29 protein-coding genes are annotated in these 26,873 nt (G+C 70.4%); 21 read left to right on the top strand and 8 right to left on the bottom strand.

Annotation, left to right across the window (positions count from 1 at the left end):
• On the bottom strand, positions 1-636 hold a 636-nt coding region (locus KUTG_RS14375), incomplete at its 3' end, for an MEDS domain-containing protein (RefSeq protein ID WP_043729335.1).
• Between the two features lie 159 nt (positions 637-795).
• Positions 796-1,347 carry a DUF2087 domain-containing protein gene (locus tag KUTG_RS14380; RefSeq protein ID WP_043717323.1) on the bottom strand — a complete coding sequence of 184 codons (552 nt, stop codon included), beginning with the start codon at positions 1,345-1,347 and terminating at the stop codon, positions 796-798.
• Between the two features lie 54 nt (positions 1,348-1,401).
• Between KUTG_RS14380 and KUTG_RS14385 the strand changes: the two genes are divergently transcribed.
• The 5 genes from KUTG_RS14385 (at position 1,402) to KUTG_RS14400 (ending at position 5,140) form a co-directional block, all read left to right on the top strand.
• Positions 1,402-2,220: a class I SAM-dependent methyltransferase gene (locus KUTG_RS14385; RefSeq protein ID WP_198047161.1), complete on the top strand. Its 819-nt coding sequence runs from the start codon at positions 1,402-1,404 to the stop codon at positions 2,218-2,220.
• Between the two features lie 144 nt (positions 2,221-2,364).
• A complete protein-coding gene (locus KUTG_RS14390) occupies positions 2,365-2,646 on the top strand; it encodes a metal-sensitive transcriptional regulator (protein WP_043717325.1) in 282 nt (93 codons plus the stop codon).
• 34 nt (positions 2,647-2,680) lie between these two features.
• The gene (locus tag KUTG_RS14395) at positions 2,681-2,887 is read left to right on the top strand and encodes a heavy-metal-associated domain-containing protein (RefSeq protein ID WP_043717327.1); all 207 of its coding nucleotides are present in this window, start codon (positions 2,681-2,683) and stop codon (positions 2,885-2,887) included.
• Between the two features lie 58 nt (positions 2,888-2,945).
• Positions 2,946-3,311, top strand: coding sequence for a cation transporter (locus KUTG_RS66160; protein ID WP_369794465.1), 366 nt, complete (start codon positions 2,946-2,948; stop codon positions 3,309-3,311).
• Entirely contained in the window at positions 3,278-5,140 is a 1,863-nt protein-coding gene (locus tag KUTG_RS14400) for a copper-translocating P-type ATPase (protein ID WP_369794466.1), read from the top strand. The genes KUTG_RS66160 and KUTG_RS14400 overlap by 34 nt, the downstream gene beginning before the upstream one ends.
• Positions 5,141-5,209: 69 nt before the next feature.
• Here the strand turns inward: KUTG_RS14400 and KUTG_RS14405 are convergent, their stop codons facing one another.
• Positions 5,210-5,905 (bottom strand): hypothetical protein, encoded by a 696-nt coding sequence (locus KUTG_RS14405; RefSeq protein ID WP_232240799.1) that lies wholly within the window; start codon positions 5,903-5,905, stop codon positions 5,210-5,212.
• On the opposite strand from KUTG_RS14405, the gene KUTG_RS61235 reads away from it, so the two are divergent.
• Positions 5,898-6,047 (top strand): hypothetical protein, encoded by a 150-nt coding sequence (locus KUTG_RS61235; RefSeq protein WP_198047925.1) that lies wholly within the window; start codon positions 5,898-5,900, stop codon positions 6,045-6,047. The two genes, KUTG_RS14405 and KUTG_RS61235, sit on opposite strands and share 8 nt — an antisense overlap.
• Positions 6,048-6,073: 26 nt before the next feature.
• Here the strand turns inward: KUTG_RS61235 and KUTG_RS14410 are convergent, their stop codons facing one another.
• On the bottom strand, positions 6,074-6,406 hold the full coding sequence (locus KUTG_RS14410) for a hypothetical protein (protein ID WP_157494534.1): 333 nt from the start codon (positions 6,404-6,406) through the stop codon (positions 6,074-6,076).
• A gap of 262 nt (positions 6,407-6,668) precedes the next feature.
• On the opposite strand from KUTG_RS14410, the gene KUTG_RS53410 reads away from it, so the two are divergent.
• The 6 genes from KUTG_RS53410 to KUTG_RS63525 all read left to right on the top strand — a co-directional run bounded on the left by KUTG_RS53410 (position 6,669) and on the right by KUTG_RS63525 (position 12,181).
• A complete protein-coding gene (locus KUTG_RS53410; protein WP_052394494.1) occupies positions 6,669-7,181 on the top strand; it encodes a helix-turn-helix domain-containing protein in 513 nt (170 codons plus the stop codon).
• A gap of 517 nt (positions 7,182-7,698) precedes the next feature.
• Positions 7,699-8,319: an LLM class flavin-dependent oxidoreductase gene (locus KUTG_RS14420; RefSeq protein WP_052394496.1), complete on the top strand. Its 621-nt coding sequence runs from the start codon at positions 7,699-7,701 to the stop codon at positions 8,317-8,319.
• A gap of 11 nt (positions 8,320-8,330) precedes the next feature.
• Positions 8,331-9,221, top strand: a complete 891-nt coding sequence (locus KUTG_RS14425; RefSeq protein WP_043717335.1) for an oxygenase MpaB family protein — start codon at positions 8,331-8,333, stop codon at positions 9,219-9,221.
• 72 nt (positions 9,222-9,293) lie between these two features.
• Positions 9,294-10,367: a cupin domain-containing protein gene (locus KUTG_RS53415; RefSeq protein ID WP_052394497.1), complete on the top strand. Its 1,074-nt coding sequence runs from the start codon at positions 9,294-9,296 to the stop codon at positions 10,365-10,367.
• A complete protein-coding gene (locus KUTG_RS14435) occupies positions 10,360-11,148 on the top strand; it encodes a methyltransferase domain-containing protein (RefSeq protein WP_043717337.1) in 789 nt (262 codons plus the stop codon). The genes KUTG_RS53415 and KUTG_RS14435 overlap by 8 nt, the downstream gene beginning before the upstream one ends.
• Positions 11,149-11,737: 589 nt before the next feature.
• Positions 11,738-12,181, top strand: a complete 444-nt coding sequence (locus KUTG_RS63525; RefSeq protein ID WP_232240800.1) for an amidohydrolase family protein — start codon at positions 11,738-11,740, stop codon at positions 12,179-12,181.
• Here KUTG_RS63525 and KUTG_RS14445 read toward each other — a convergent pair whose 3' ends face one another.
• On the bottom strand, positions 12,182-13,390 hold the full coding sequence (locus tag KUTG_RS14445; RefSeq protein WP_043729349.1) for an erythromycin esterase family protein: 1,209 nt from the start codon (positions 13,388-13,390) through the stop codon (positions 12,182-12,184).
• Between the two features lie 111 nt (positions 13,391-13,501).
• Between KUTG_RS14445 and KUTG_RS14450 the strand changes: the two genes are divergently transcribed.
• The 3 genes from KUTG_RS14450 (at position 13,502) to KUTG_RS14460 (ending at position 15,570) form a co-directional block, all read left to right on the top strand.
• Positions 13,502-14,191 (top strand): MerR family transcriptional regulator, encoded by a 690-nt coding sequence (locus tag KUTG_RS14450; protein WP_043729351.1) that lies wholly within the window; start codon positions 13,502-13,504, stop codon positions 14,189-14,191.
• Between the two features lie 82 nt (positions 14,192-14,273).
• Positions 14,274-14,939: a molybdopterin-dependent oxidoreductase gene (locus KUTG_RS14455; protein WP_043717339.1), complete on the top strand. Its 666-nt coding sequence runs from the start codon at positions 14,274-14,276 to the stop codon at positions 14,937-14,939.
• On the top strand, positions 14,917-15,570 hold the full coding sequence (locus KUTG_RS14460; protein ID WP_084579316.1) for a cytochrome b/b6 domain-containing protein: 654 nt from the start codon (positions 14,917-14,919) through the stop codon (positions 15,568-15,570). Before KUTG_RS14455 ends, KUTG_RS14460 begins: the two co-directional genes overlap by 23 nt.
• Here the strand turns inward: KUTG_RS14460 and KUTG_RS14465 are convergent.
• Positions 15,567-17,642, bottom strand: coding sequence for an oxidoreductase (locus KUTG_RS14465; RefSeq protein ID WP_232240801.1), 2,076 nt, complete (start codon positions 17,640-17,642; stop codon positions 15,567-15,569). The genes KUTG_RS14460 and KUTG_RS14465 overlap by 4 nt on opposite strands.
• 230 nt (positions 17,643-17,872) lie before the next feature.
• On the opposite strand from KUTG_RS14465, the gene KUTG_RS14470 reads away from it, so the two are divergent.
• Entirely contained in the window at positions 17,873-19,078 is a 1,206-nt protein-coding gene (locus tag KUTG_RS14470) for an IS110 family RNA-guided transposase (protein WP_043717340.1), read from the top strand.
• A 62-nt stretch (positions 19,079-19,140) separates the two neighbouring features.
• Here KUTG_RS14470 and KUTG_RS14475 read toward each other — a convergent pair whose 3' ends face one another.
• On the bottom strand, positions 19,141-19,830 hold the full coding sequence (locus tag KUTG_RS14475; RefSeq protein ID WP_043717341.1) for an SDR family NAD(P)-dependent oxidoreductase: 690 nt from the start codon (positions 19,828-19,830) through the stop codon (positions 19,141-19,143).
• 50 nt (positions 19,831-19,880) lie between these two features.
• On the opposite strand from KUTG_RS14475, the gene KUTG_RS14480 reads away from it, so the two are divergent.
• From KUTG_RS14480 to KUTG_RS14500, 5 genes are all read left to right on the top strand, one after another.
• Positions 19,881-20,675, top strand: coding sequence for a helix-turn-helix transcriptional regulator (locus tag KUTG_RS14480; protein ID WP_043717342.1), 795 nt, complete (start codon positions 19,881-19,883; stop codon positions 20,673-20,675).
• 115 nt (positions 20,676-20,790) lie between these two features.
• Positions 20,791-21,426: a hypothetical protein gene (locus KUTG_RS14485; RefSeq protein ID WP_157494536.1), complete on the top strand. Its 636-nt coding sequence runs from the start codon at positions 20,791-20,793 to the stop codon at positions 21,424-21,426.
• Positions 21,347-21,808: a glycosyltransferase gene (locus tag KUTG_RS58430; protein WP_157494537.1), complete on the top strand. Its 462-nt coding sequence runs from the start codon at positions 21,347-21,349 to the stop codon at positions 21,806-21,808. Before KUTG_RS14485 ends, KUTG_RS58430 begins: the two co-directional genes overlap by 80 nt.
• Positions 21,809-21,980: 172 nt before the next feature.
• Positions 21,981-25,574 (top strand): discoidin domain-containing protein, encoded by a 3,594-nt coding sequence (locus tag KUTG_RS14495; RefSeq protein ID WP_043717348.1) that lies wholly within the window; start codon positions 21,981-21,983, stop codon positions 25,572-25,574.
• 126 nt (positions 25,575-25,700) lie between these two features.
• A complete protein-coding gene (locus KUTG_RS14500) occupies positions 25,701-26,051 on the top strand; it encodes a hypothetical protein (protein ID WP_052394501.1) in 351 nt (116 codons plus the stop codon).
• Here the strand turns inward: KUTG_RS14500 and KUTG_RS14505 are convergent.
• Positions 26,048-26,776 (bottom strand): DUF4097 family beta strand repeat-containing protein, encoded by a 729-nt coding sequence (locus KUTG_RS14505; protein ID WP_043717350.1) that lies wholly within the window; start codon positions 26,774-26,776, stop codon positions 26,048-26,050. The two genes, KUTG_RS14500 and KUTG_RS14505, sit on opposite strands and share 4 nt — an antisense overlap.
• Between the last annotated feature and the right edge of the window lie 97 nt (positions 26,777-26,873).

The following is a 26,873-nucleotide window of genomic DNA, read 5'->3' on the forward strand; positions in this document are numbered from 1 at the left end:
GGCGTCCTCGTCCGGCAGCAGCGGGGTGGCCTTGTCCAGCACGTAGCGCCGCACGGCCCCGAGATCGCCGTCGAAAAGGAAGAAGTCGCCGACCGCCGCCACCGCGCCGGTCGTCGAGTGGGTGCGGGCGAAGTCGGCCGGCGCCATGAACTCCGGCGACGGCCGCCCCTCGCTGCCCGTGACGAGCTCCGGGTGGGTGCGGCGGGCGTCGTCGACGATGGCCGGCTCGACGATCCTGGTGTCGTACGGGCAGATCAGCCGGATGTCGGCATCGGCCAGCACCACGTTGACGCCGGCCTCCATGCGCTGCCAGGCGTCGACCTCGCGGCGGGAGCGGCCGGTCCACACCGGCTCGGCGATGACCCGCACCACGGCGCCGCCGTGTTTGGCCCAGTACCGGTGGATCGCCGCCGCCCGCTGCGGCGGACGGCGGCCGAAGTACGCCGCCTCGGCGTAGTCGACGCCGTCGGCCTCCTGCCCCATCGCGTCCCGCAGCAGCTCCAGGTTGGCCGAGGTGGTGGCCACCAGCACCGGTTCGCCGCGGGCCAGGCCTTCGCGGGCGAACGGAACCGCCATCGCGACGAACTCGGAGTCGCTGCCGTACAGACAGCCCTGGTGACGTAAGCCGGGTGTCATCTCACCGTCCGATTCCGCGGGGATTTCCGGCCCCCAAGACTACCCGCCGAACCCGACGAAAGGAATTGCCCGCGGAATCGATTCCACCTGGTCGAGTGGCCCGCCGTTTCGACCGGACACTTCTGTCCGCGCCGAATTCTTTTCGGCGACAGAATTGTCCTACGAGTGGACGTCCACCGGGTGCTCGATCACCTCGTACTCGGCCGAGCCGTTGCGCCGCACGAAATGCAGGTCCACCAGCAGGCGGCGCAGGCCGGCCACGTCGTCGCCGGCCTGGGCCAGGTGGTCGTTGACCTCGGCCTCGGTCAGCGTGCGGTCGTTCGGCAGCAGCGTGCACAGCACGGCCGCCATGGCGTCGAGGTCGGCCGGTCGCCTGGGCAGGGCCTCGATGCGTCCGTGCACGAGGTAGCGGCGCAGGGGCGAGTCCGGCGGGATGGCGCGGGCCAGCGCCGTCGCCTCCACCACCGCCTCGGCCAGCCCACCCAGCGGCGACAGGTCGGCGAAGAACTGGCCGCGCACCTTGACCAGCAGGCCCGCCTCGGTCAGCCGGCCGACCTCCTTGGCCACCACCCGCAGGTCGAAGCCCAGCTCGCCCAGCACCACCGGGGCCCGCCGCTGGTTGCGGTCGGCGATCGCGGCCAGGATGGCCAGCCGGGTCGGGTTGGACAACGCCTGCAACGCGGCGGCCGCCGCACTCAACTTCGCTGACACCGCCAGCAGGGTAGCCGGGCCCCGCGTGCGCCGCCGGTCAATTACCGTGCATCCGTGCGCACCCTCCTGTCGCGGCTCCGCCGGCAACCGGAACCCGCTGCCCAGCCGTCGATCCTCGACGAGTACGTGACGTCGGCGCCGTCGGCGCAGAACGCCGTGGACGTCTTCGCCGGCGAATGGTCCTCGCAGGTGCCGGGCGTCTCGGCCGGGCCCATCCCGCTGTTCGCCGACGACCGGGTGGAGTGGGCCCTTGACCAGCTCGGCGGCGTGACCGGGGCCAGCGTGCTGGAGCTGGGGCCGTTGGAGGGCGGGCACACGCACATGCTGTCCCGGGCCGGCGCGTCGTCCGTGCTGGCCATCGAGTCGCAGACCCGGGCCTACCTGAAGTGCCTGATCGCCAAGGAACTTCTCGGCATGCCGGCGGCGCGGTTCGTGCTGGGCGATTTCATGGCGTACTTGCGGGACAACGCCGACCGCTTCGACCTGGTGTTCGCCAGCGGCGTGCTCTACCACATGCGCAATCCGGTCGAGACCATCGCGCTGACCGCTCGCGCCGGCTCGCGGCTCTTCCTCTGGACCCATTACTACGACGAGGAAATCGTCCGGTCCAGCGAGTTGCTGTCGCCGCGCTTCACCACCGCCGAGACGTCGTCGCACGAGGGCCTCGAGCACACCCTGCACCGGTTCGAGTACGAGAGCGCCTTACAGCTCAAGGGTTTCTGCGGCGGCAGCGCCCCGCACAGCAACTGGTTGTCCCGCAACGACCTGCTGGCCGCCCTGGCGCACTTCGGCTGGCAGGTGAAGGCCGTGTCCTTCGACACCGCCGATCACCCGCACGGGCCGGCGCTGGCCCTGGTCGCCACCAAGTCCTGACCTTCGGCCGGCCGTGCTCCTTCGGGTGATTCCGGCCGCCCAGATTCGCGTACCGCTACCCCCTAGGGGTATAAAGGAGGGACGAGCCCGCGACTCCCCCGCCCCAGGCCGCGTCGTGGGCCACCCGACCACAGGAGGACGACGATGCACGGTTACGCCGACAGCAAAGAGGCGCACCTGCGTCGCCTGCGCCGGATCGAAGGTCAGGTCCGCGGGCTTCAGCGCATGATCGACGAGGACAAGTACTGCATCGACATCCTGACGCAGATCTCCGCCGCGACCAGGGCGTTGCAGGCGGTGTCCCTGTCGCTGCTCGACGAGCACCTCCGGCACTGCGTCACCGACGCCATCGCCGAGGGCGGCGCGAGCGCCGACGAGAAGATCAAGGAGGCGGGCGACGCGATCGCCCGGCTGGTCCGCTCCTGACGTCAACTCTCATCCCCGAGGAGAAGCACACCCCATGGCCGAGAACACCTACACCGTCCAGGGCATGACCTGCGGCCACTGCGTCAGCTCGGTGACCGAGGAGGTCAGCGAGGTGAGCGGCGTGCGGCAGGTGGACGTCGACCTGGCCACCGGCCGGCTGACCGTGGTCAGCGACGTCGACGTGCCGGCGGCCGACATCCGCGCCGCCGTCGAGGAGGCCGGCTACCAGCTGGTCGGCTGACACCCCGGCCCGTCGGCGTGGAGGCGGCGGGCCACCCACTCTCCATGGAGGAGCCTCGATGACATCCGCGACCCAGCTCGCCCGGCACGAGGTCGAGCTGTCCATCGGCGGCATGACCTGCGCCTCCTGCGCGAACCGCATCGAACGCAAGCTCAACAAGGTTGACGGCGTCACCGCCACCGTCAACTACGCCACCGAGAAGGCCAAGGTCAGCTTCCCGGGCACGCTGGCGCCCGCGGACCTGGTGCAGGTCGTCGAGGCCGCCGGCTACACCGCCGAACTGCCGGCTGAGAAGCCCGCCGCTTCTGACGAACACGATCCGCTGCGGCAACGGCTGATCGTGTCAGCCGTGCTGGCCGTGCCGGTGGTCCTGCTGTCGATGATTTCGGCGTGTATTTCACGAACTGGCAGTGGCTGGCGTTGACGCTGGCCAGCCCGGTCGTGGTCTGGGGCGCGCTGCCGTTCCACCGCGCCGCCTGGACGAACCTTGTGCATGGCGCGGCCACCATGGACACGTTGATCTCCATGGGCGTCGGCGCCGCCTACCTGTGGTCGCTGTACGCGCTGTTCTTCGGTGACGCCGCCATGGCGTCGACCGGCATGGCCTCGATGTCCGGCATGGACGTCTACTTCGAGGTCGCCGCCGGGGTCACCGTCTTCATCCTGGCCGGCCGGTACTTCGAGGCGCGGTCCAAGCGCCGCTCCGGGGCTGCCCTGCGTGCGCTGCTGGAGCTCGGCGCCAAGGATGTCGCGGTGCTGCGTGACGGCCGCGAGCGCCGGATTCCCTTGGCAGAGCTGAGGGTCGGCGACGAGTTCGTGGTCCGTCCCGGTGAGAAGATCGCCACCGACGGCGTGATCGCCGAGGGCAGCTCGGCCGTCGACATGAGCATGCTGACCGGCGAGTCGGTGCCGGTCGAGGTCCGCAGCGGCGACGCCGTGGTCGGCGCGACGGTCAACGCCGGCGGGCGGCTCGTGGTCCGTGCGACCCGGGTCGGCGGCGACACGCAGTTGGCGCAGATGGCGCGGCTGGTCGAGGACGCGCAGAACGGCAAGGCTGCCGTGCAGCGCCTGGCCGACCGGGTGTCCGCGGTGTTCGTGCCGGTGGTGATCGTGCTGGCGCTGGGCACGTTGATCACCTGGCTGGCCACCGGCAACGCCGCCGAAGCCGCGTTCACCGCCGCCGTCGCGGTGCTGATCATCGCCTGCCCGTGCGCGCTGGGCCTGGCCACGCCGACCGCGTTGCTGGTGGGCACCGGTCGCGGGGCGCAGCTGGGCATCCTGATCAAGGGCCCGGAGGTGCTGGAGTCCACCCGGCGGGTGGACACGGTGGTGCTGGACAAGACCGGCACCGTCACCGAGGGCCGGATGAGCCTGGTCGACGTGCACGTGGCCGAGGGTGTCGCCGTGGAGGAGGCGCTCCGGCTGGCCGGCGCGTTGGAGCACGCCTCGGAGCACCCGATCGCCAAGGCCATCGCCGCCGGGGCGGTGGACCGGGTCGGCGAGCTGCCGGCCGTCGAGGAGTTCCGCAACGAGGAAGGCCTTGGCGTGCAAGGCCTTGTCGAGGGCAAGGCGGTGCTGGTCGGCCGGGATCGGCTGCTGGCGCAGTGGGGTCTGCACCTGGACGGCTCGCTGTCGGCGGCCAAGCAGGCCGCCGAGAAGGCCGGCCGCACGGCGGTCGCGGTGGCGTGGGACGGCTCCGCGCGGGCGGTCCTGGTCGTCGCCGACACGGTGAAGCCGACCTCCGCCGAGGCCGTCGCCGGGCTGAAGTCGTTGGGGCTCAAGCCGGTTCTACTCACGGGCGACAACGCCTCCGCCGCTCGCGCCGTCGCCGCCGAGGTCGGCATCGACGACGTCATCGCCGAGGTGCTGCCGGCCGACAAGGTCGAGGCCGTGGCCCGTCTCCAGAGCGAGGGCCGCGTCGTCGCCATGGTCGGCGATGGTGTGAACGACGCCGCCGCCCTGGCCCGCGCCGACCTGGGCCTGGCCATGGGCACCGGCGCCGACGTGGCCATCGAGGCCAGCGACCTCACCCTGGTGCGCGGCGACCTCCGGGCCGCCGTCGACGCCATCCGGTTGTCCCGCAAGACCTTGGGCACCATCCGGGGCAACCTGTTCTGGGCCTTCGCCTACAACGTGGCCGCCCTGCCCCTGGCCGCCCTCGGCCTGCTCAACCCCATGATCGCCGGCGCCGCCATGGCCTTCTCCTCCGTCTTCGTCGTCACCAACAGCCTCCGCCTCCGCCGCTTCCGCTGACCCCCTGTTATGCAGGGAAGGACGCCTTACCCTCGTTGAACGCGGGTAAGGCGTCCTTCCCTGCGTCAGTCAGGCCGCGGAGATCGTCACCGCGGCGGTGTGCAGCACGTTGTCGGTCTGGAACTGGATGAACAGGCGCCAGTCGCCGGCCTGGGGCAGCATCGCCTCGAACGTGAGCTTCGACCCCGTCTTGCCCTGCGGGTGCAGGTGAGCGAAGGCGAGATTCGTTGCGTGAAACGCCGTCAAGTGCGCATCCGTGTCAAGGTACGGCTGGAGATCGGTGACCGGCCGGCCGTCCTTGCTGACGTCGACCGTGAGCTCGTGGCTCATGCCGGCCATGACCTTGCCGCCGACGGCCAGGGTGAAACCATCCACCGATGTCGTCGCACTGGGCGCGGGCAAGGCGGTTTTCGTTGCATCGCCGGGGACGGTGACCGGGCGGCTCAGCACCTCATCGGCACCCTTGACGACGAACTGCGTGTACACCCGGTAGGCGCCAGCAGCGGGAGTGGTCAGCGGGGCGGTCCAGGTGCCGTCGGCGGCCATCGTCGGGTGCACGTGCTGGAACCCGGTCAGGTCGGATCGCACCAGGTAGAAGTGCATGAGCTTGGTCTGCTCGGGCTCGAACTCGGTGACCGCCCGGCCGTCCGGGCCGAGGATCCGGAACTGGAACGGGCCGGACACCGTGCTGGAGGCCGGGGCGAAGGTGTAGCCGCCGGACTCGGCGGCGAGGCCGTCGCCCATGGCCATGCCGGGCATGGACATCGAGGACGACGGCGTCGACATCGGGGTTGACGGCATCGACATCGGGGTGCTGCCGCAGGCAGCGGTCAACAACCCGGCGGCGGCTACGGCCGCCAGGGCGCGTGTGATCGTGAACATGGGATTGTCTTTCCGGGTCATGTGAACAGGACGGCTCAACGCGAGCGTCCGTCAGGTCCGGGAGACACACACCACGGTCAACAGCCGGGCGCCGAACAGCGGCGGCCCACGACGACTCGGACCGGCGACCAGCAGCGGTCGCCACAGCACCGTCAGCAGGACGGCGACGAACAGCAGCACCAGGGCCAGAATCGGCAGGTGGTCGCGGGACGGCGTGGTGAACACGCACACGCCGCCGTGGCCGGACCCCATGTCCATGCCGGTGTGGGCCACGGCCCCCATCGCCGGCATGGCGGCGGAGCAGTCCTGCGCCGGCAGGCCGTGCATGAGGAACACCCCGGCCAGCACGGCGAACACCGTCAGCAGCCGCGCACCGGGGGTCACGCCGTCGAACATACCCCATGCCCGTATGGGGCAGCCGATCCGGCGCACCCCTAGAGCGCCGGATCGGCCACCCTCCCCCGCGCAGCCAACTCAGGTCTGCGACGATGGCTTCGCCGCTTCAGCGAAACCGTACAGCACGAATCAGGCACATCGCTACGCTGAGATGAAGTGAATCGAACGGGCCTAGCACCTGGTGACGCTGGTTCGCATGTCAACGACATGGCATGCTGGTTACGCAACGCCGACCGGGGAGAGCGGAGACATGGACAGCGAGCGAGAGCCGAACCACTCCACGCTGAGCGACCGGCTCAACCGGCTCTTCGACGTCCGCAGACCCGTGGCCGCGCCCGAACGGGCCTACACCAACCGCGAGGTCGTGACCGCGGCCAAGGCCGCCGGCTTCGAGCTGTCCGAGTCGCACCTGTCCGAGCTGCGCCGCGGCATCAAGCAGAACCCCACGCTGCGCACGCTCCAGGCCGTCGCCTCCTTCTTCCAGGTCCAGGTCGGCTACTTCACCGACGCCGAGATCCCGGCCGAGGTCGACCGCGAGCTCACCGCGCAGGCCGCCAAGCTCGCGCAAACGCTTGCCGCCAACGAAGCCGCCCAGTCCGAACTGCGCGCCGCCACCCAGGAGCTCCAGCAGGCCATGCGCGACTCCGGCGTCACGAAGATGGCGCAGCGCGGCGCGGTCAACGCCCGCAGCGCTCGCGAGCAGGCCTCGATGATGCGCGCCCTGGCCAAGGCCCTCATCGCCGCCGACGACGAAACCCCGTGACCGGCCGCGCGTCGCCAAGTGGCAGGCTCAGCCCCTCCGACGGCGACCGGCTGAGGAAGGACCACGATCATGGGCGTGCGCGTCTCCGTGCTGGACACGTCCCCGATCGTGCGCGGCAGCACCGCCCGCGAGGCGCTCCGAAACACGCTCGACCTCGCCGTTCTCGCCGACGAGCTGGGGTTTCACCGCTACTGGGTCCTAACACGCACCACTCGAACGCTCTGTCAGGGCGGGGACAAGCATACCAGGGTGTTAGACAGTGACATCCTCAAGTATCACTGCCGAGAATCGGTGTTCCCAGCAAAAACACCTGGCGACGTGACCTCCAGGCATCCTGCCGGGCCAGTCAGAGGGACTCGCTTCGAGCGTGCGAGTCCGGCAGTTATATAGATCGCGATAACCGGACTCTCGATCTACTTCGACTGGCGCGGTTACTCAACCGCAAAACTAGCATCGGGATATGATTTCTAGAGTCGTCTGCGACCCTTTATATCAGCTTATCCGAGATTAGCGGGTTGTGGGGCTGTACGCCGACGCCGTCCGCAGCGAGCGGGAACGGACCCTGAAGACGTTCGAGGAGCAGGTCGCCGAGCTGCTGCGGTACTTCTCGGCGGCCGGGGAACGGATCCGCGCGGTGCCGGCCGTGGGCAACGTGCCGGAGGTCTGGCTGCTCGGATCCAGCGGCCACAGCGCTGCCCTGGCCGGGACGCTCGGCCTCGGCTACGCCTACGCGCACCACCTCAAACCGGCCGACGCCGTCGAGGCGCTCGGCCGGTATCACGGACCGCGGACCCTGGTCAGCGTCTCGGTGATCGTCGCCGACACCGACGAGGAGGCCGAGTACCTGGCCGGTTCCACCCGGTTGAAGGTGCTCAGCCGGGTCCGTGGCAAGCGCGTTCAGCTGCCCAGCCCGGCCGAGGCCGCCGCGTACCTGTACACCGACGACGACCGGGCGGAGATCGCCGTCCGATCGGGTGGAGTGCTGGTCGGATCGCCCGACACCGTCCGGGAGCTGTTGCAGGCTGTGCTGGCGGAGACCGGCACGACGGAGCTCATGCTGACCACGCCGGTGTACGAGCACGCTGCCCGCCGCCGTTCGTACGAGCTGGTCGGCAAGATCGCCCCGTCCTTGGGCTAGGGGAGGCGTCGATGGGGCGGTACGACCGGCTGCGCGAGTTCCGGCGGCTCGACCCGGACCGCGACTACCACCGCATCTACCGCGACATGGCGCTGCTGGAGTTCCCGTGGGACATGACCATGGGCATCCAGCTGGGCTTCTACCGCACCTTCGCGGTGCCGGGCATCAGCGCGCTGCTGGACCGCACCGGCCGGATGACCGGGCACACCCAGCGGCGCCTGGACAACACCGCCATCCTGCTCTTCGAGGTCATCCTGCACGGCTTCGAGCACGAGCGAGGGCTGGCCGCCGTTCGGCAGATGCGGCGCGTGCACGGGGCGGCGACGCGGCAGGCCAGCACGCCGGAGCAGCCGTGGCGGATCGCCAACCACGAATTCGTCTACGTACTGGGCACATTCGTGATTCCGGTGCTGCGTTGGCTCGACGAGTACGCGTGGCGGCCGATCTGCTGTCACGAGCGCACCGCGACGTTCCGCTTCTACCAGGAGCTGGGGCGGCTGATGGGCGTGCGGGACGTGCCGGCGACGCTGCCGGCCTTCGAGGCGTGGTTCGACACGTACGAACGGGAACATTTCGCCTACACCGCCGAGAATCAGCGGCAGTGGGACGCCACCCGCACCGAGTTGACCACGCTGTTCGCGGCATGGCTGCCCCGCCCTCTCGCGGCGGCCGGCCGCCGCTTCGCCGACACGATGGCCAACGCGCTGTTGGACGACCGGGTGCGGGCGGCGCTGGGGGTCGGTCCGGTGCCCTCGTGGGCGGTCCGCGCCGGGCGGGTTGCGTTCAAGGCGCGAGGTAAGGTAGTCCGCTGGCTGCCCGTCCGGAAAACCCCGCTCTACCAGGACAAACTGGTGACCCCGAGCTACCCGGACGGCTACCGGATCGAGCGGGTCGGGCTCTGACCGTCCCCTGTGGACCGGCCCTTCGTCGTCAATCGGCCTTGCCGGCGTTGCGCGGTCGCTAGTGTGGATGCCATGTCGATCCCACCCGGTCTGCTGGCCCGGCGCACCTCGGAACTGCCGCGCCAGCTGTGGCACCTCGGCGGCCTGATGTCGATCCGGGTCACCGCCGGGGACACCGACGGCGCGGTGAGCGTCGTCGAGCAGCAGGCCCTGCGCGGCTATTCCACGCCGCCGCACGTCCATTCCCGCGAGGACGAGACCCTCGTGGTGTTAGCGGGGGAACTCGAGTACACGGTCGGGGGCCGCGACGGCGTGCTGAAGGCCGGCGAGTCGGCCTTCCTGCCGCGACACAAGGCCCATCGCTTCGCGGTGATCTCCGAGCGGGCGCACTACCTCATGCTCATCACGCCCGGCGGCTTCGAGGAGATGTTCCAGGTCGTCAACTCTCCGGCGTCGGAAGACGGGGACGCCCACACCCCAACCGATCCCGGCCTGATGGCCGCGGAGTCCGCGTCGCGCGGCGCCACCCTGTTCCGCGACGATCCTGCCGAACGGGCCCGTCAGGCGGAGTTGCTCGCCGCCGCGCCGGGAACCGCCGAGTCCTACCGGTACTTCGCCGCGCAGATCGCCGGGCCCGGCCCGACGTTCGACGACGTCATCGACGGGCTTGTCGTTGCGGCACACCGCATTCCGTCCGATCCGGGGCACGCGCGGGCCTTGATCCTGCTCGGCATCCTGGCCGAGGCCTCGCACGACGCCGTTTCCCCGCGGCTGCCGGAGATTCTCCACGCCGTCGGCCCCGACCAGCCCGAATCCGTCCTGCTGGCCTTGGCATTCCTCGGCGCGCACTTCCGTGAACATGCCGACGCCGTGCTGGCCGCGACCACTGGCTTGTCCGACGAGGACCGGCAACGGCTGGAGCGCTGCCTGGCCGACCCCGACCCCGACCGGATCGGCCGCTCCTGGCCCACACCCGCGTTGTGGGAGCTCAACGAGGCCGAGCGCGAGCTGGACCGCCGCTGGCGGGACGAGGGCCGGTGGGACGCCGCGACCGTGCGGGCCATCTGGGACGCCGAGACCACCTCGCTGCTCGCCTTCATGGGCGCCAAGGCCGATCACCACGTGGAACGGAACGCCCGTGTCTGACCTCATCGACATCCTCGCCTGCCCGGCCTGCCTCGGGCCGCTGACCACGGCCGCCAATGGCGTCGAGTGCACCACGTGCGGCCACGCCTATCCCGACGCCGGCGGCTACCTCGATCTCGGGCCGGCCTCTCGCGCCCCGGGCGGCGGCCTCGGCCAGTTCTTCCTCCAGGACCCGCTGCACGTGCCGAGGTACGAGGACCACACGCGGACCTCGTTCCTGGAGATCATGGGCGACAACTGGGAGAACGCCCTGACCCCCGAGGCCGAGGACGACTACCTGCGAGCGCACCTGACCGCCGCGCACGCGCCGCTGCTGGACCTCGCCTGCGGCGCCGGCCGGTGGACCCGCACCCTCATCGACCACCTAGGCCTGGACCGGGTCGTCGGCCTGGACCTGAGCGTCCCCATGATCGACGCCATCCGCGCCGACATTCCCGGTATACGGATCGTGCGCGGCACCGCGCTGCGACTTCCCTTCGCCACTGGCTCGTTAGGAGCCGTCAACTGCTCCAACGCCTTGCAGCTGCTGCCAGAACCCCGCGAGGTCCTGCGCGAGGTCGCTCGCTGCCTGCGTCCCGGCGGCCTCTTCACCGCCTTCACCTACCGGCAGGCCGAACGCCCCACCTACCGGTATTTCCAGCAGCAGCACGAGAACACCTTCGGCGTGCGCTCCTTCACCACGTCCGAGCTGATGTCCTGGCTCTCCGCCGCCGGCCTCGACCTGGTCGACCTCCGCAGCCCGGCCGGCATGCTGCTGCTCACCGCGAGGAGGACCGCGTGATCCGCGTCCGCGGTTACGCCCTGCCCAGCGGCGAGGTCGTCGACCTCTACGCCGACGGCGACCGGTGGACCACCGATCCGGCCCCCAACGCCGAGCTCGTCGAGGGCTGGCTGCTGCCCGGTCTCGTCGATTCGCACACCCATCCCGGCGCGGAGAACCCCGGCGACCCGCTCGACGAGGCGGTGCTGCGGGAGGACCTGCACCGGCACGTCGACGCCGGCGTCACCGCCATCCGCGCCCCGGGCCTCGCCGGCGACCCGCCCTCGTGGTTCGGCCAGGATCCCGACGTGCCTCGGGCCTGGCACGCCGGCCCTTGGCTGGCGCAGCGCGGCCAGTTCTTCGACGGCTGGGGGCCGCCGCGTCTCCCACGCCGAGATGCCCGCCGTCGCCGCCGCGCAGGCCGCCCGCACCGGCTGGGCCAAGGTCATCACCGACTGGGGTCCCGACGACGAGGTCGTTCCGTCGACGTGCTCCGCAGCGTCGTCGACGCCGTGCACGCCGTCGGGCGGCCGCGTCGCCGCCCACACCCCAGCAGGCCGCCGGCGGCCTCGCCGCTGTCGCCGCCGGGGTCGACTCCATCGAGCACGGCATGTGCCTCGACCCCGCTGCCCTGCACACCATGGCCGCCCAGGGCAGCGTCCTCACGCCCACCCTCTCCATCATCACTTCCGGCCTCGACCGGGTCCGCGCCGCCGAGCCCAGCCCCCGCCGCGACTGGTACCTCAACGGCGCCGAGGCCCACGGCCCCCTGGCCTGCGCCGCCGTCGAAGCCGGCGTCACCGTCCTCGCCGGCACCGATTCCCGTCCCCATGGCCGCATCTCCGACGAGATCCTCGCCCTCGTCGACGCCGGCCTCCGCCCCCACGACGCCCTCGCCGCCGCCTCCTGGTCCGCCCGCTCTTTCCTCGGCCTCGGCGGTCTCACCCCTGGCTCCCCCGCCGATGCCGTCGTCTACCCCGCCGACCCCCGTACCGATCTTTCCCTCCTGGAGAAGCCCACCGCCGTCATCCTCCGCGGCCTTCGCGTCCGCTAGCTACCAGTACTGGTGCTGCTTCCCGTCCGTGTCCGTGATGAACACAACCGCATCCGCCCCGTCCAGATCCTCCCGCGTCAGCGGGATATGCCCGCGCACCATCGCTTCTCCCGTGCGCATCCCTTCGGGCAGCGCCGCTCGGGCTTCCTCCGCCGGGAACAGCGTTCGCCCCTTCGTGGCCGAGACCAACGCCCCCTGCAGCGTTCCCTCCTCGCTGCTCGGACTCCCGTCGCTGGCCACAAACACGTACCGCTCGCCCAGGTCCCTCGCCGCCAGCGCCCCCGCGCTCCCCCACGTCGCCTTCTCCGCCCCGAACACCAGCGTCGACTGCCCGCGCTTCAGATGCATGTTGTGGGCAAACACCAGGCTCGGCCCCCGATGCCGCTCCCGCTGCACCATCGCCCGCAGGTTGTCCGCCATCATCTCCGTCCGCAGGCTCATCAGCACCCCCACCCGATCCGGCGCCGTCCGGGCCATCGCGGCGTGATATCTCAACAACGCCTGCGCCGTCCGCGCCCACCCCACCGCCTCGCTGTAGCCCTCGGGCAGCAGACTCGGTGCCGCGCGGCGGAGTGCGCTGGCCAGGTCGTCGGCGATGATCCGCAGCGCGCGCACCCTGTCCGAGTTGCCGATCGACGCCCCCGGGTCATACATGGCCGCCGGGTTGGTCCAGTCCCCGTCGTCACCCAGCAGGCCTTCGAGCTCGCGTGACGACTCCGGGTGCAGCCCCGTCGGCAGGTAGTCCTTGACCCCCACCAGCCATCGCCGCGGACTGGGCGCCGTCCCGGTCTCCGTCGGCGCGTCAAATCCGTAGAAGCGAACCCGCTCGCCCTCCGCGCGCCCGGCGTTGTGCGCCCTCAGCCACTCCACAAGCTCCCGGTTTCCTGGCACCGCACCGAATCCGTGGCTGAACCCGGTCGCCAGGACCTCCTCGATCTCCCCCTCGCCCCCGTTCACGTAGGCATCCACGACCGCCCCCGCGAAGAAGTCGCTCTCCAGCGCGATCGACCGAAACCCCCGCTCGACGAGATGGGCGAGCATCTCGTTACGCAGCAACGGGAACGCCTTCACGCCGTGCGTCGGCTCACCCAGCGCCAACACCGTCGGCGCCTCGGGCCGGGTGACGAGCAGCTCGTCGATCGTCCGAGCCAGGGCGGCCGGGGTGTCGAGTTGGCGGCCGATCCCGTGCAGCGGTGCGGCAGTAGACATGAACATCCTCCCATCCGGAACTGCCCTTGACGCTATCGTTGAAGATTCCATTGAGCTTTGTGCGACGCTCAGCTGGACCCAGTGGCCCAAAACCTCAAAGGGAGGTACAGCCTGCGCCCCGTCGACCTGGCCCGTGAGCACGGATTGTCCACCCAGGCCATCCGCAACTACGACGATGCCGGCGTCCTGCCGCCGACCGAGCGCAGCGAGACGGGGCACCGGCGGTACACGGCCCTCCACGCGCAAGCGCTGCGCGCCTTCCTCGCGCTGCGGCGAGGGCACGGGCATCAGCCGGCGCTGGAGATCATGCGCGCCATCAATCGTGGTGACACCGAGTCCGCGTACCGGCTGATCGATGACGCGCACGTGGCCCTCAGCGCGGAGCGCAGCACTCGCACCGAGGTCGCCGACGCCCTCAACGCGCTCTCCGCGGCCGAGCCGTTCCGCGGAGCCTCGCTGACGGTGGGCGAACTGGCGCGCCGGCTCGATGTGCACCCGGCGACGCTGCGCACGTGGGAGGTCGAGGGCATTCTGCGGCCCGCTCGCGGCCGTGCCACCGGTTATCGCGAGTACGGCCCCGAGGCGGTCCGCGACGCCGAGATCGCCCGCCAGTTGCGTCGAGGTGGCTATCCGCTGCGACACGTCGCCCAGTTCATCGACTCCCTGCACGAGGCCGGCGGCACCGAGGCACTGCGCACCTTCCTCGACGCCTGGCAGGAGCGTCTCACCACCCGCAGCCGCCACCTCATCGCCGGCGCCGCCCAGCTCGACGCCTATCTCATCCAGCTCAGCGAGCCGTAGCCCGAATTTCACACCACCACGGATCGCGCCAACCATCCCACGTATTGCGCACCGGTCAGACAGGTGCGTATAAGCTGGCCATGTGAGCGAGAACGAAGGCAAGCCGATCGGACGCCGAGTGGTCCTGTCGATGCTGGGGTTGGGCGCCGCCGGCATCGCGGCCGCTCCCGTGTTGCAGGGCGGGTGGCAGAAACTGCTGGACGCGGACCCGGTCGGCGTCACCGGACTGCTGCCCAACAGCGGCGGATTCCGCTACTTCAGCGTCGCCGCGTCGGTGCCCGTCAAGAACGAGGGCAACTACCGCCTGACCATCGACGGCCTGGTCGACCGCCCCCGGACGTTCACCCTCGCCGACCTCGCCGCGCTCCCCCAGCGCCGGGTCGTGCACGACGTCCAGTGCACCGACGGCTGGAAGGTCGAGAACGCCGCCTTCACCGGCGTGCCGCTTTCCGCCCTCCTCGACGCTGTCGGCGTGAAGAAGCAGGCGCGGGCCGTTCGTTTCACCTGTTTCGACGGCGTGTACACCGAAAGCCTCACCCTGGACCAGGCCCGACGCCCCGACGTGATGGCCGCCCTCAAACTCGGCGACCAGCCCCTCACCCACGAACGCGGCGGCCCGTGCCGCCTTTATGTCGCCCCGATGTACTTCTACAAATCGGCCAAATGGCTGTCGGGAATCACGATCACCGATCGCGTCCAGCAGGGCTACTGGGAGGACTACGGCTATGACGTCGACGGCTGGCTCTGACACGGCCGGCGCCGGGGTGGTCAGCAGTGAAGCGGGCGACACCGAACCGGACCGGGTGCGGCGGTTCGGGCGGGTGCCGAGGCTGGTGCACCGCACCACCGGGTGGCTGATGGCGTTGTGCCTGGGCACGGCGGCGTGTCTGTATTTCGGGCCGCTGGCGGAGGTGGTGGGGCGGAGGCTGCTGGTGGTGGCGGTGCACGAGGTCTCGGGCCTGCTGCTGCCGGTGCCGCTGTTGCTGGGGCTGCTGTCGAAGGAGTTCCGAATGGAGCTGAAGCGGCTCAACAGGTTCGCCAAGTACGACGGGGAGTGGCTGCGGTTGGCGGTGAAGCGGATCAAGCACCGGCCGGCGGGGAAGTTCAATGCGGGGCAGAAGCTGTACGCGGCCTGGATCGCGGGGGCGGTGCCGGTGATGCTGTTCACGGGCCTGCTGATGTGGTTCGGCGGCCTGTTGACGTGGATTCCGCGCAGCAGCGCGATTTTTGTGCACGACTGGCTGGCGCTGGCCATAGCGGCGGTGGTGGTGGGACATATCCGCATGGCCTACCGGGATCCGCTGGCCCGCGAAGGGATGCGCACGGGATATGTCCGGGTGTCGTGGGCCCGCAAGGAACATCCGCACTGGATCGACTAGGAGCCTAGAGCAGTGATCTCGCGGCGGAAGGGAACATCGGTGGCGTCCAAGGTCTCTGCGTACTCGCGGCCGGCCCACACGGCGGCGGCGATGGTGCCGGGGGCGAAGGCGTCGCCGATGGCGCGGACGGACCGCAGGTCGGACCATTCGGCCTGACGCGCCACCAGGTCCTGACAAAGCTGGTCGACGGGGGCACGGGCGGTGACGAGCACGACGGCCGAGGCGGGATGATCCCGCTGCGAGCCGGTGAAGACGCAGGCGGTGCGCAGGGACTCGGCGGCGACAGAAACGGCGGCGCGGTCGGTGTGCACGGTGATGCCGGCCTCCAGGACGCGGCGGCGGATCTTGGGGAGCTCCATGGTGTTGGCGGTCCACTCGGAGACGCTGGGTGCCGGCGTGACGAGCTCGACGGCAAAACCCTCGCGGGCCAACAACTCTGCCAGCACGGCGCCGAGGTAGAAGTGATCGTCGTCGTAGACCACGACCTGCCGGCCGCGAGGGCGTGAGCCGGACATGATGTCGTCTGGGGTGAGGACCTGGGCGCCGGCATCGATGGGCAGCCCGAGCGGATGGGCCCGGCCGACGCCGTCGGCCCGCCACCGGGAGCCGGTGGCGACGGCCACGTGCGAAAAACCGTGCTCCAGAACGTCATCGGCGGTCATGGTGCTCTCGAAGTACACGTCGACGCCGTCCAGCTTGGCCAGCACCATCTCACGGTAGTCGACGACCCGGATCCACGCCGCCAGCCCCGGCAACAGGGACTCCCGCCGCACCCGACCGCCGAGCACACGGGAACGCTCGGTCAAGGTGACGCGATAACCCCTGCGCCCCAACGACATCGCGGCCTCAAGGCCGGCAGGCCCCGCGCCGACGACCAAGACACTGGCGTCGGAATCGGCCGCACGAATACGCTCCGGGTGCCAACCGCGCCGCCATTCCTCGCCCATGCTGGGGTTCTGGGTGCAGCGAATGGGCGACTGCGTGTGGTCCCCCGACACGCAGATGTTGCAGCCGATGCATTCCCGGATCTCGTCCAGCCGGCCGTCACGGATCTTGGCGGGCAGGAAGGGATCGGCGATCGACGGCCGGGCGGCGCCGATGAAGTCCAGGGTGCCCTCGCGGATCTGCCGCACCATGGCGTCCGGCGAGGTGAACCGGCCGACGCCGACAACGGGCTTGTCGGTCAACGACTTCAGTCCGCGCACGGCCGATTCCTGCTCGCCCTCGGGCCCGAACCGGGAGGTGTTGGAGTCCAGCGACCACGGCCCGGCCACGAAGTCCCACAGGTCCGGAAGATCACGCAGCGAGTGCACGACCTCCCGGGTCTCCGCCGCCGACAACGCGGTCTCCTCGGCCCCGCCGCCAACTCCCAACCGGCAGGCCACGGCCGCCTTGCCGGCACACAACTCGCGGGTGTCAGACAACACCTCACGCAGCAGCCGCGCCCGGTTCCACAGGCTGCCGCCGTACTCGTCAGAACGATGATTGTGTTGCGAGGAAAGGAAATGCTCCAGCATGCCGTAGCCGTGCGCCGCATAGACGTAGACCAGGTCGTAGCCGGCCGACAGCGCCCGCCGAACAGCGGCGCGGTGCATCTCCCGCAGCGCGGCGATGTCCGCCAGGGTCATCGCCCGCGCCTGCACGGGATGGTTGCTGCCGACCACCGGCAGCGCGCTCGGCCCCATCGGCGGGATCCGCGAGGTCAGGTTGGCGGCGTGAAGTCCATTGTGGACTAGCTCGATGCCGGCCAGGGCGCCGTGTTCGTGGATGCGGTCGGCGATCCGGCCCACCGCCGGCACATCGCGGTCGTCCCACAGCCGCAGCTCGATGGACGGCGTGATGTCGCTGGAGGGATCGATCTCCGTCTCCTCGGTGCACACCACCGCCCAGCCGCCCTCGGCCTTCACCCCGCGCATCGCCGCCTCGGCGCTGGGATCTCGATAGCCCATGCCATTGCAGTGCGGCACCTGGAAGAACCGGTTGCGGGCGACGACCGGCCCGATCGGCACCGGCTCGAACAGCACGTCGTAGGCCACCACGCCACCGTGCCACATCGCGGCCCGATCGGGCACCCCGTTACCTTCTTCGTAGCTCCTGATCAAGGAGTCGTGGTCGCCAGGTCCGGCATGACTAACGCCCCCAGTCGAACCCATGATCCGGGGGGTGGTGTCACCGGACCTGGTGGCATCGAAGGACCGCTGATAGGGACACGGCCGCCCACCGGGCAGGTCTCGTCGTAACGTGGGTGCCGGCCATCGATGCTCGACCGGCGACCACCCACAACGAACGAACGGCCTGACAGATGACCAGCGGTTTCAGGGTGTTCCTCGGCCTGGACGTCGGCAAGGACGCCCATCACGCCGTCGGCCTGGACCCCACCGGCAAGCGCCTGCACGACGCCCCGCTGCCCAACAGCGAACCCAAACTCCGGGCGCTGTTCGACAAACTCGCCCAACATGGACCGCTGCTGGTCGTCGTCGATCAACCAGCCACGATCGGCGCGCTGCCCGTCGCGGTCGCCCGCGCCGCCGGCCACCAGGTCGCTTACCTGCCCGGCCTGGCCATGCGCCGCATCGCCGACCTCTACCCCGGCCGCGCCAAGACCGACGCCCGGGACGCGTTCATCATCGCCGACGCCGCCCGCTCGCTGCCCCACACCTTGCGCCCGGTCGACGTCGGCGACGACGCCCTGGCCGAGCTGGACGTGCTGGTCGGGTTCGACGACGACCTGGCCGGCGAAGCAACGCGCATCAGCAACCGCATCCGCGGCCTGCTCACCGGCATCCACCCCGCACTCGAACGCGCGATCGGCCCACGGATCAGCCACCCAGCAGTGCTGGAGATCCTGTCCCGCTGCGGCGGCCCGACCGGCATCCGCGCCGCCGGCCGCCGCCGGCTCGCCGCGATCGCCACCGCGCACGCCCCCCGCATGGGCGACAAACTGGTCACCGCGATCATGACAGCGCTGAACGAGCAGACCGTCACCGTCCCAGGCACCACAGCAGCGGACACCGTGCTGCCCCGCCTGGCCGACAGTCTGAAAACCGTGCTCCAGCAACGCAAACAGATCGCCTCCGAGGTCGAGGAGATACTCGATGCGCACCCTCTTGCCGGGGTCCTGACCTCGATGCCCGGCATTGGGGTCAGGACCGCCGCCCGGATCCTGCTGGAGATCGGCGACGCCTCGGCGTTCAAGTCCTCCGGTCACTTGGCCGCCTACGCCGGCATCGCCCCGGTCACCCGCAGTTCCGGCTCCTCCATCAAGGGCGAACACCCAGCGCGCACCGGCAACCGCAAGCTCAAACGCGCGTTCTTCCTCGCCGCGTTCGCCGCGCTGGCCGACCCCACCAGCAGGGCCTACTACGACCGAAAACGGGCTGAGGGCAAGAAACACAACGCCGCCCTGATCTGCCTGGCCAGGCGCCGCTGCGACGTGCTCTACGCGATGCTGCGCAACCGCGCCTGCTACCGGCATCCCGAGCCGCTTCCCGCCCCGGCCGCGGCTTGACAACAACATAGGGACACCCCCCGGACGGGCAGCGCCGGGCAGCTGGGCCAAGCCGGCCTGACTCACCAGGGGGCCGGAGTTCCGTCCCACGACACGAAAGTGCCGGTGGGGCCGTCGTCGGGCAGCAGCGCCAACCGCACGGCGCCCGCGGCGGCCTCGGCCGGATCACCGTCGCTGGCGGCGGCGCGCGCGGCCAGATCCGTGCGACGCAGCCCCGGGGCCAAGGCGTTGACCTTGAAGCCGGCAAGCGCTTGCGCGTAGTACAGGGTCAACGCGTTCAACGCCGCCTTCGACGACCGGTAGGCGGCCCCGGTCCCGCCGGTGGCGTACCGCTCGCTGCTCCACGCCAGGGACCCGGTGCCGCTGGAGACGTTGACGATCCGGGGATGCGAGGACCGGCGCAACGCCGGCAGGAAGGCGTTGGTCACCGCCAGCACACCGAACACGTTGGTCTCGTAGGTACGGCGAAAGGCCGCCACGTCCGACTCGAAGGGCGTGGCGCCGTCGACCATGATGCCGGCGTTGTTGACCAGCACATCCAGCGTCTCCACCTGCGCCGCCGCCGCGGCGATGCTGGACGGGGAGGTCACGTCGAGCACGAGCAGCCGACAGTCGCCGCCGATCTCCTCGACCGCCCGCCGCCCGCGCTCCGCGTCGCGAGATCCGATGTGGACGGTCAGGCCGGCCGCGACCAGCTGACGGGCGATTTCCCTGCCGATGCCCTTGTTGGCCCCGGTCACCAGTGCGTTCATACCTCGACGATGCCGCCGACGCGGGCCGGTAACCAGGCACAATCGATACCATGCCGAAGGAGGAGCTGGCCCGTTTCCTCAAGGACCGCCGCGCCGGCCTGCGACCGACCGATGTCGGCCTGGTCGCCGCCGGCCGCCGCCGCACGCCTGGCCTGCGCCGCGAGGAGGTCGCCGACCTGGCCGCGATGTCGGTCGACTACTACGCACGGCTGGAGCAGGCGCGCGGGCCGAAACCGTCGCCACGCATCCTCGATGCCCTGGCCGACGCGCTGAAACTCCCGGAAGCCGAGCGTCGGCACCTGTTCCGGCTGGCCGACACCGTCCCCGCCCCGCCGCCCGGGCCGCCCGGCCAGGTCCGTCCGCACCTCGCCGACCTGCTCAAACGCCTCCCCGAGGCGGGCGCGGTGGTCACCGACGCCACGTACCGGATCATCGCCTGGAATCCCCTGGCCGAGGCCCTGCTGGGCGACCTGCGCAGCGAGCCCAACCTCGCCCGCCGCCGCTTCCTGCACCCCGACCTCCAACGCACCAGTCACGCCGAGGAGTTCGGCGAGATCGCCGTCGCCCGCCTGCGCGGCTCCGCCGCCCGCTACCCCGGAGACCCCCGGCTGACCAGCCTGCTCGCCGATCTCCGGGCGAGCGAGGAGTTCGTCAGCATCTGGAACACCAACCCCGTCCGCACCCCCGGCCACCGCAGCAAGACCGTCGAGCACCCTGTTTTCGGCCCACTGCGGGTGAACTGCGACGTCCTCGTCGTTCCCGACGACGACCAGCAGGTGGTGTTCATGACCGCCGACCCGGGTACCGCCACCGCCCGCCTGTTCCGACGGCTGCCGGGGTCGTAGCCCGGGCACGCATGGCCCCTGTCCGATCGGGCAGTCCTTGCCCCCACTGCCTCGACCGGTCGAGCCGCGCTCATATGCTGTTGTTCTACACATGTTGAATTTCTGGGGAGGCGCGGTGGCCGGGCGAGTTGTCTACGCGGCGTTGGAGACTCAGTTCCCGCTGGGCGGGATCAGGGTGCTGAGCCAGCAGGTGGAACTGCTGCGCGCGGCCGGAGTGGAGGCGTACCGGTGGACGCCGACGGCAGGGTTCCGCTACCAATGGTTCGACGACACCGTGCCCACGCTGTCCGGGATGAACCTGGAGCTGGGCGAGGACGACGTGCTCGTGGTGCCCGAGGTCGCCGTCGTGCCGGACAAGGATCCGGCGCAGGGCGCGCACTCGGTGATCTACTCGCAGGGGCACTACATCACCTTCCTCGGCACGGCCGACCTCGACCCGTACCCGGGTTGGGCGGCCCGGCCGGCGCTGTGGACGGTGTCGCAGGCCGGCGCACACATGCTGCGGCGGGCGCTGCCCGGGTACGAGCCGCACCTCGTGCCGCCGGTCATCGACACGGACCGGTTCCGGCCGGCCGACAAGGTCCGCCGGGTGGCGTGGATGTCACGCCGGCGGCCCATGGAGAGCACGCTGCTGCGGCGCCTGCTGCGCTCGACCCACGCAGCGCGGGCGTGTGAGCTGCACGACATCAACGGCGTCTCGCACGAGGAGGTCGCCCGGGTCCTGTCGAGACTTCGGTGTTCATCGCCCTGAGCACGCCCGAGGCGAGGGCTTCGGGCTGCCCACCGCCGAGGCCCTGGCCGCCGGCTGCCTGGTCACCGGCTACACCGGCGGCGGTGGGGCCGAGCTGTACGCCGCGCCCTCGGCCTGGCCGGTCCCCGAGCTGGCCACCGACGAGCTGGCCGACAAGGCGTTGGAGCTGCTCGATCACCCCGACCAGGACGAGCTCCGCCGCGTCGGCCGGCAGTGGATCCAGGACCGGTACAACGCCAAGACGGCCACCGACGCCCTGCTGGAGGGCATCCGGCTGGCCCGCGCCCAGCCCGGCCGGGCCGCGACCGCCGTCCACCCGATGCAGTGGACGGACGAGATCGTCAAGCACTTCCGGCGGCCCGAGCCCGCGACCACGGGCTGAGGCGACGGGGTCGGTGCTGTCCGTGCCGACCCCGCCACCCACCGCGGCCGCCGGATGACAACGTTGTCGGTGTCCACATTTCCTGTCTTGCTTGTCGTCTTGACACTGGTCTCACCCCTGAAGCAGGGTCTTGGCAACGTTGTCAACGCCGCGACGGTCACGGGAGCTGGGCATGACGCAGGTCGAAGAAGACGGGCTGTCGAGAAGGGGCTTCCTGTCCACGGGAGTCACCCTGCTGGCGGGATTCGGCCTGGCGGCGGCGCTGCCCGGCGTGGCCGAGGCGGCAACCGACGCCAAGGCCCCCGGCGGAGCACCCACGGACCTGGCCCAGTTCCGCCCGGTGACGGTGTCCTCCACCGACTACGCGGCGACGCCGGGCAGCTTCGCCGTCGACGGCGTGGCCCAGGTCGGCCTGCGCGGCAGCGGCTGGCGCGCCGCCCAGGGCGACCCGCAGTGGATGGTGGTCGACCTCCAGGGCCAGTGCCAGGTCAGCAAGATCGTGCTGACCTTCGACGCGAAGCAGGGCGACCCGGCCTTCGACTTCTCCAAGTCCCGCAACGGCACCAGCGGCCTGGAGATCCTGACCAGCTACTCGACCTCGTACGCGCTGGACGTGTCGAGCGACGGCGAGGTCTGGACGACGGTGCACAGCACCACCGCCGGCACCGGCGCGGTGAACACGATCGCGCTGGACCAGGCGGCGACCGCCCGCTGGGTGCGGTTCACCTCCTTCGGCCGCTCCACGACGAACCCGCTGGGCCTCAACGGTTTCCAGGTCTACGGCACCGCGAAGGGCAGCCGCCCGCAGGTGACCGGCTGGACCAACTGGCCCTCGCAGCACCGCACTCCCCCGGCGCTCAAGGTCGCCGGCGACGGCACTGTGCCGGTCGAGTCCGGCTGGGTGCTGACGATGGACGACTTCGCCCCGAGCCAGGACGGCGCGGCGCTGTCGGGCCCGGCGGTGAACACGGACAACTGGGTGCCGGCGACGGTTCCCGGCACGGTGCTGGCCTCCCTGGTCGAGCAGGGCCACTTCCCGGACCCGGTGTCCGGCATGAACAACATGGTCATCCCGGAGGCGCTGGCCCGGCATTCCTGGTGGTACCGCCGCACGTTCTCCGTTCCGTCCGGTGTGGACACCGGCGCGGGCCGCTTTGTCTGGCTGGAGTTCGACGGCGTCAACCAGACGGCCGACATCTGGCTCAACGGCAAGTCGGTCGGCTCGCAGTCGCACCCGTTCGGCCGCGCCGCCTTCGATGTCACGGGCGCGCTGCGCAAGAGCGGCGACCAGGCGCTGGCCGTGAAGATCACGCCGATTCCGTTCCCGGGCAGCCCCGGCGACAAGGGCCCGGCCGGCCAGTCCTTCGTGGACGCCGGCGGCGGCATCTTCGCCAACTCCCCCACGCTGGTCGCGGCCTCGGGCTGGGACTGGATGCCGGCGGTGCGTGACCGCGTCGCGGGCATCTGGGACCACGTCCGGCTGCGCTCGACCGGCGCGGCGGTGCTCGGCGACGCGCGGATCGACACCGTGCTGCCCAAGCTGCCCGACGTAAGCGCCGCCGAGGTGACCATCACGGTGCCGGTGCGCAACGCTTCGACGGCCTCGCAGCAGATCACCGTCGCCGCGTCCTTCGACAACGTCAAGCTGAGCAAGACCGTCTCGGTGGCGGGTGGCCAGCAGGTCGACGTCAAGTTCGACCCGACGGCGTACCCGCAGCTCAAGCTGGCCAACCCGAAGCTGTGGTGGCCCAACGGGTACGGCGACCCGAACCTGCACACCCTGCAGATGACCGCCACCGTCAACAACAAGACCAGCGACAAGCGGTCCGTCGAGTTCGGCATCCGCAAGATCAGCTACGACTACAACCTGCCGATCACCATGAGGAACAACCGGGCCGACCAGACCGTCGACTTCCCGGTGCAGCAGGCCCGCTACGTGCGGCTGCAGGGCCACAAGCGGGCCACCAGCTACGGCATCTCGCTCTACACCCTGTCCGTGGTCAACAGCGCCGCGCCCACCACCGACCTGGCCCTGAACAAGCCGGCCACTGCGTCCTCCGTGGACGATCCGAGCCGGCCGCCGGGCCTCGCCGTCGACGGCGACACCAACACCCGCTGGGCCTCGGCCTGGGAGGACGACCAGTACATCCAGGTCGACCTCGGCTCCACGCAGACCTTCGACCGGCTCAACCTGACCTGGGAGTACGCCTACGCGGCGACCTTCGTCATCCAGGTCTCGGCCGACGGCAACACCTGGACCGACGCCAAGGCAGTGGACAACTCCCCGGTGCCGATGACGATTTTCGTCAACGGCGTCAAGGTGTTCATCCGCGGCGGCGCGTGGGGCTGGGACGAGCTGCTGCGCCGGATGCCGCCGGACCGCGTGGACAACGTGGTCGCCATGCACCGGGACATGAACTTCACCCTGATCCGCAACTGGATCGGCTGCAGCTACCGCGAGGAGCTGTTCGCGGCCTGCGACAAGTACGGCCTGTTGCTGTGGAACGAGTTCTGGGACGGCTTCTCGGCCGACCCGGCCAACCACGACATCTTCCTGGCCCAGGCCAAGGACGTCGTGCTGCGCTACCGGCACCACGCGTGCAACGTGGTGTGGTTCGGCTGCAACGAGGGCTCGCCACCGGACGCCATCGACACCCCGCTGCGCGAGATCGTCACCAGCAGCTGCGACCTGATGTACCAGAGCAACTCGGCCGGCGGCGTGATCAGCGGCGACGGCCCGTACTTCTGGCAGGACCCGAAGAACTACTACGGCGTCACGCACGGCTTCTGGAGCGAGATCGGCCTGCCGACCGTGTCCGTGGTCGAGTCCATGCGCAACCTGGTCGGCGCGGGCGACCCGGGCTGGCCGATCGGCCCGTCGTGGTACCTGCACGACTGGTCGGCCAACGGCAACCAGAAGCCGCAGACCTACGTCGACGCGATCTCCGCCCGGCTGGGCCCGGCCAGCTCGCTGGAGGAGTTCTGCCGAAAGGCGCAGTTCGTCAACTACGAGAGCATGCGCGCCATCTTCGAGGCGTGGAACGCAGTGCTGTGGAACGACGCCCGCGGCGTGCTGCTGTGGATGTCGCACCCGGCCTGGCACAGCACGGTGTGGCAGACCTACGACTACGACATGGACGTCAACGGCAGCTACTACGGCTCCCGCAAGGGGTGCGAGCCGCACCACGTGCAGGCCAGCCTCGTCGACTGGAAGGTCAGCGCGCTCAACCACACCCCGGTGGCGGTGTCCGGCGCCACGGTGTCGGCGCAGCTGTACGACCTGGCCGGCAAGCCCCTCGGCGCGGCGCAGAGCCAGAAGGTCGACATCGCGCCGTCCTCGGTGACGGCGTCGTTCACGGTGCCGTTCGCCGACTCCCTGCCGGCGCTGCACCTGCTGCGGCTACGGATGACCGACGGCAACGGCAACCTGATGTCGGAGAACACGTACTGGCGCTACCGGGCCGACACGGACATGCGGGCCCTCAACCAGGTCGCCGCGACCAGCGTCTCGGTGTCGCTGAACCAGAGCGCCAACGCCTACAGCGCGGTCGTGAAGAACACCGGCAAGACGGTGGCGGCCATGGTCCGGTTGTCGCTGCGGGAGCACAACGGCAAGGACCGCGTGCTGCCCACGCTGTACGGCGACAACTACTTCTGGCTGCTGCCGGGTGAGAGCAGGACGGTCAGCGTGGCGCCCCGCAAGTCGGTGTCGCACCCGCGTCTGCTGGTCGAGGGCTACAACGTGCCGACGGTCCTGTCGAACTAGCCCACACGCTTCGCGCGGTACGTCAGGCCGGACCTGGCGTACCGCGCGAATCCCATTTACCGGCCCGTTTCCGACCGTTCGGGTGCGCCGCGACGGGCCGATCGGTCCTGGCGTAATGTCCGGGTTGTGCCCTGGTGGATCGTGCGTGCCGGTTATGTGGTCGGCTTTCTCATCGGCACCACGACGCACGCGATCGACCTGCTGGCCGGCGGCTACTCGGGCGTGCCGGTGCCGCTGGCGGTGTTCTTCACGGCGCTGGTGGTGATCGATCCGCTGACGGCGGTGCTGGTGGCGCTGGGCCACCGGCACGGCGTGACGCTGGCCTTCGCGGTGATCGTGCTGGACCTGCTGGCCAACTGGTACCTGAACTGGCCGGGGCTGCCGGGGGCGCTGCTGCACCCGACGTGGCTGGTGCTCAACCTGTTCAGCCTGTTCGTGCTGGTCACCTGGTGGCCGCTGCGGCGGCGCACGCCCTAGGCCGGCACGACCTCGATCTCGCCGTTGTCGGTGCTCAGGTCCAGGGTGTTCTTGCCGTTCGGGTCCTCGGCGATGCCGATCTTGCGGTGCCCGTTGTGGTTCTGGGTGGTCAGCCGGTAGCCGCCGGTCGGCACGGCCAGCTTGACGTCGCCGTTGTCGCTGCGCGCGGTCACGTCGCCCGGCTCCAGCAGCGCCAGGTTGATCTCGCCGTTGCTGGTGGTCGCCTGCACCGACCCGCCCCGCAGCCCCCGCCCGGTGATCTCGCCGTTGCTGGTCTCGGCCTTCACCGTGCCCGCCACGTCGGCCAGGTCGACCTCGCCCGAGCTGGTGGTGACGTTGACCGCCCCGACGTTGCGCAGCTGGACGTCGCCGTTGGAGGTCTCGCCGCTGACCGGCAGGCCGGCCGGCGCCGTGACATCGTAGGCGACGTCGCAGTTGCTGCCGCAGTCGCCGCTGAGCACCAGCACGCCGCCGTCCACCCGGTAGGTGTCCTGCTTGGGCGTGCCGTCGTGGTACTTGATCGTCCGCTGCACCGTCACCTTGGTCAGCCCGGCCTGCCCCCGCACGGTCACGTCGCCCGACCGGCCGTCCAGCTTGATCGAGGTGACCGACTGGTCCAGCGTCTTCGTCTCGCTCATCGACTGCGGCGGCAGCAGGCGGCTGCACCCCGACGCCACGCACACCCCGGCCACCACCAGGCCGGCGATCCCCAACACCCTGCGCATCCGCCCACTCCCCCTACGACGTCCCGACGCCCACGGACGGTATCGGGGGGTGGGCGGCCCTCGCATCGGGAATGACCCTGAGGTCGCCTCGTAGGGG

The sequence above is a fragment of the Kutzneria sp. 744 genome, from assembly GCF_000568255.1.
In the GTDB taxonomy this organism is placed as follows: Bacteria; Actinomycetota; Actinomycetes; order Mycobacteriales; family Pseudonocardiaceae; genus Kutzneria.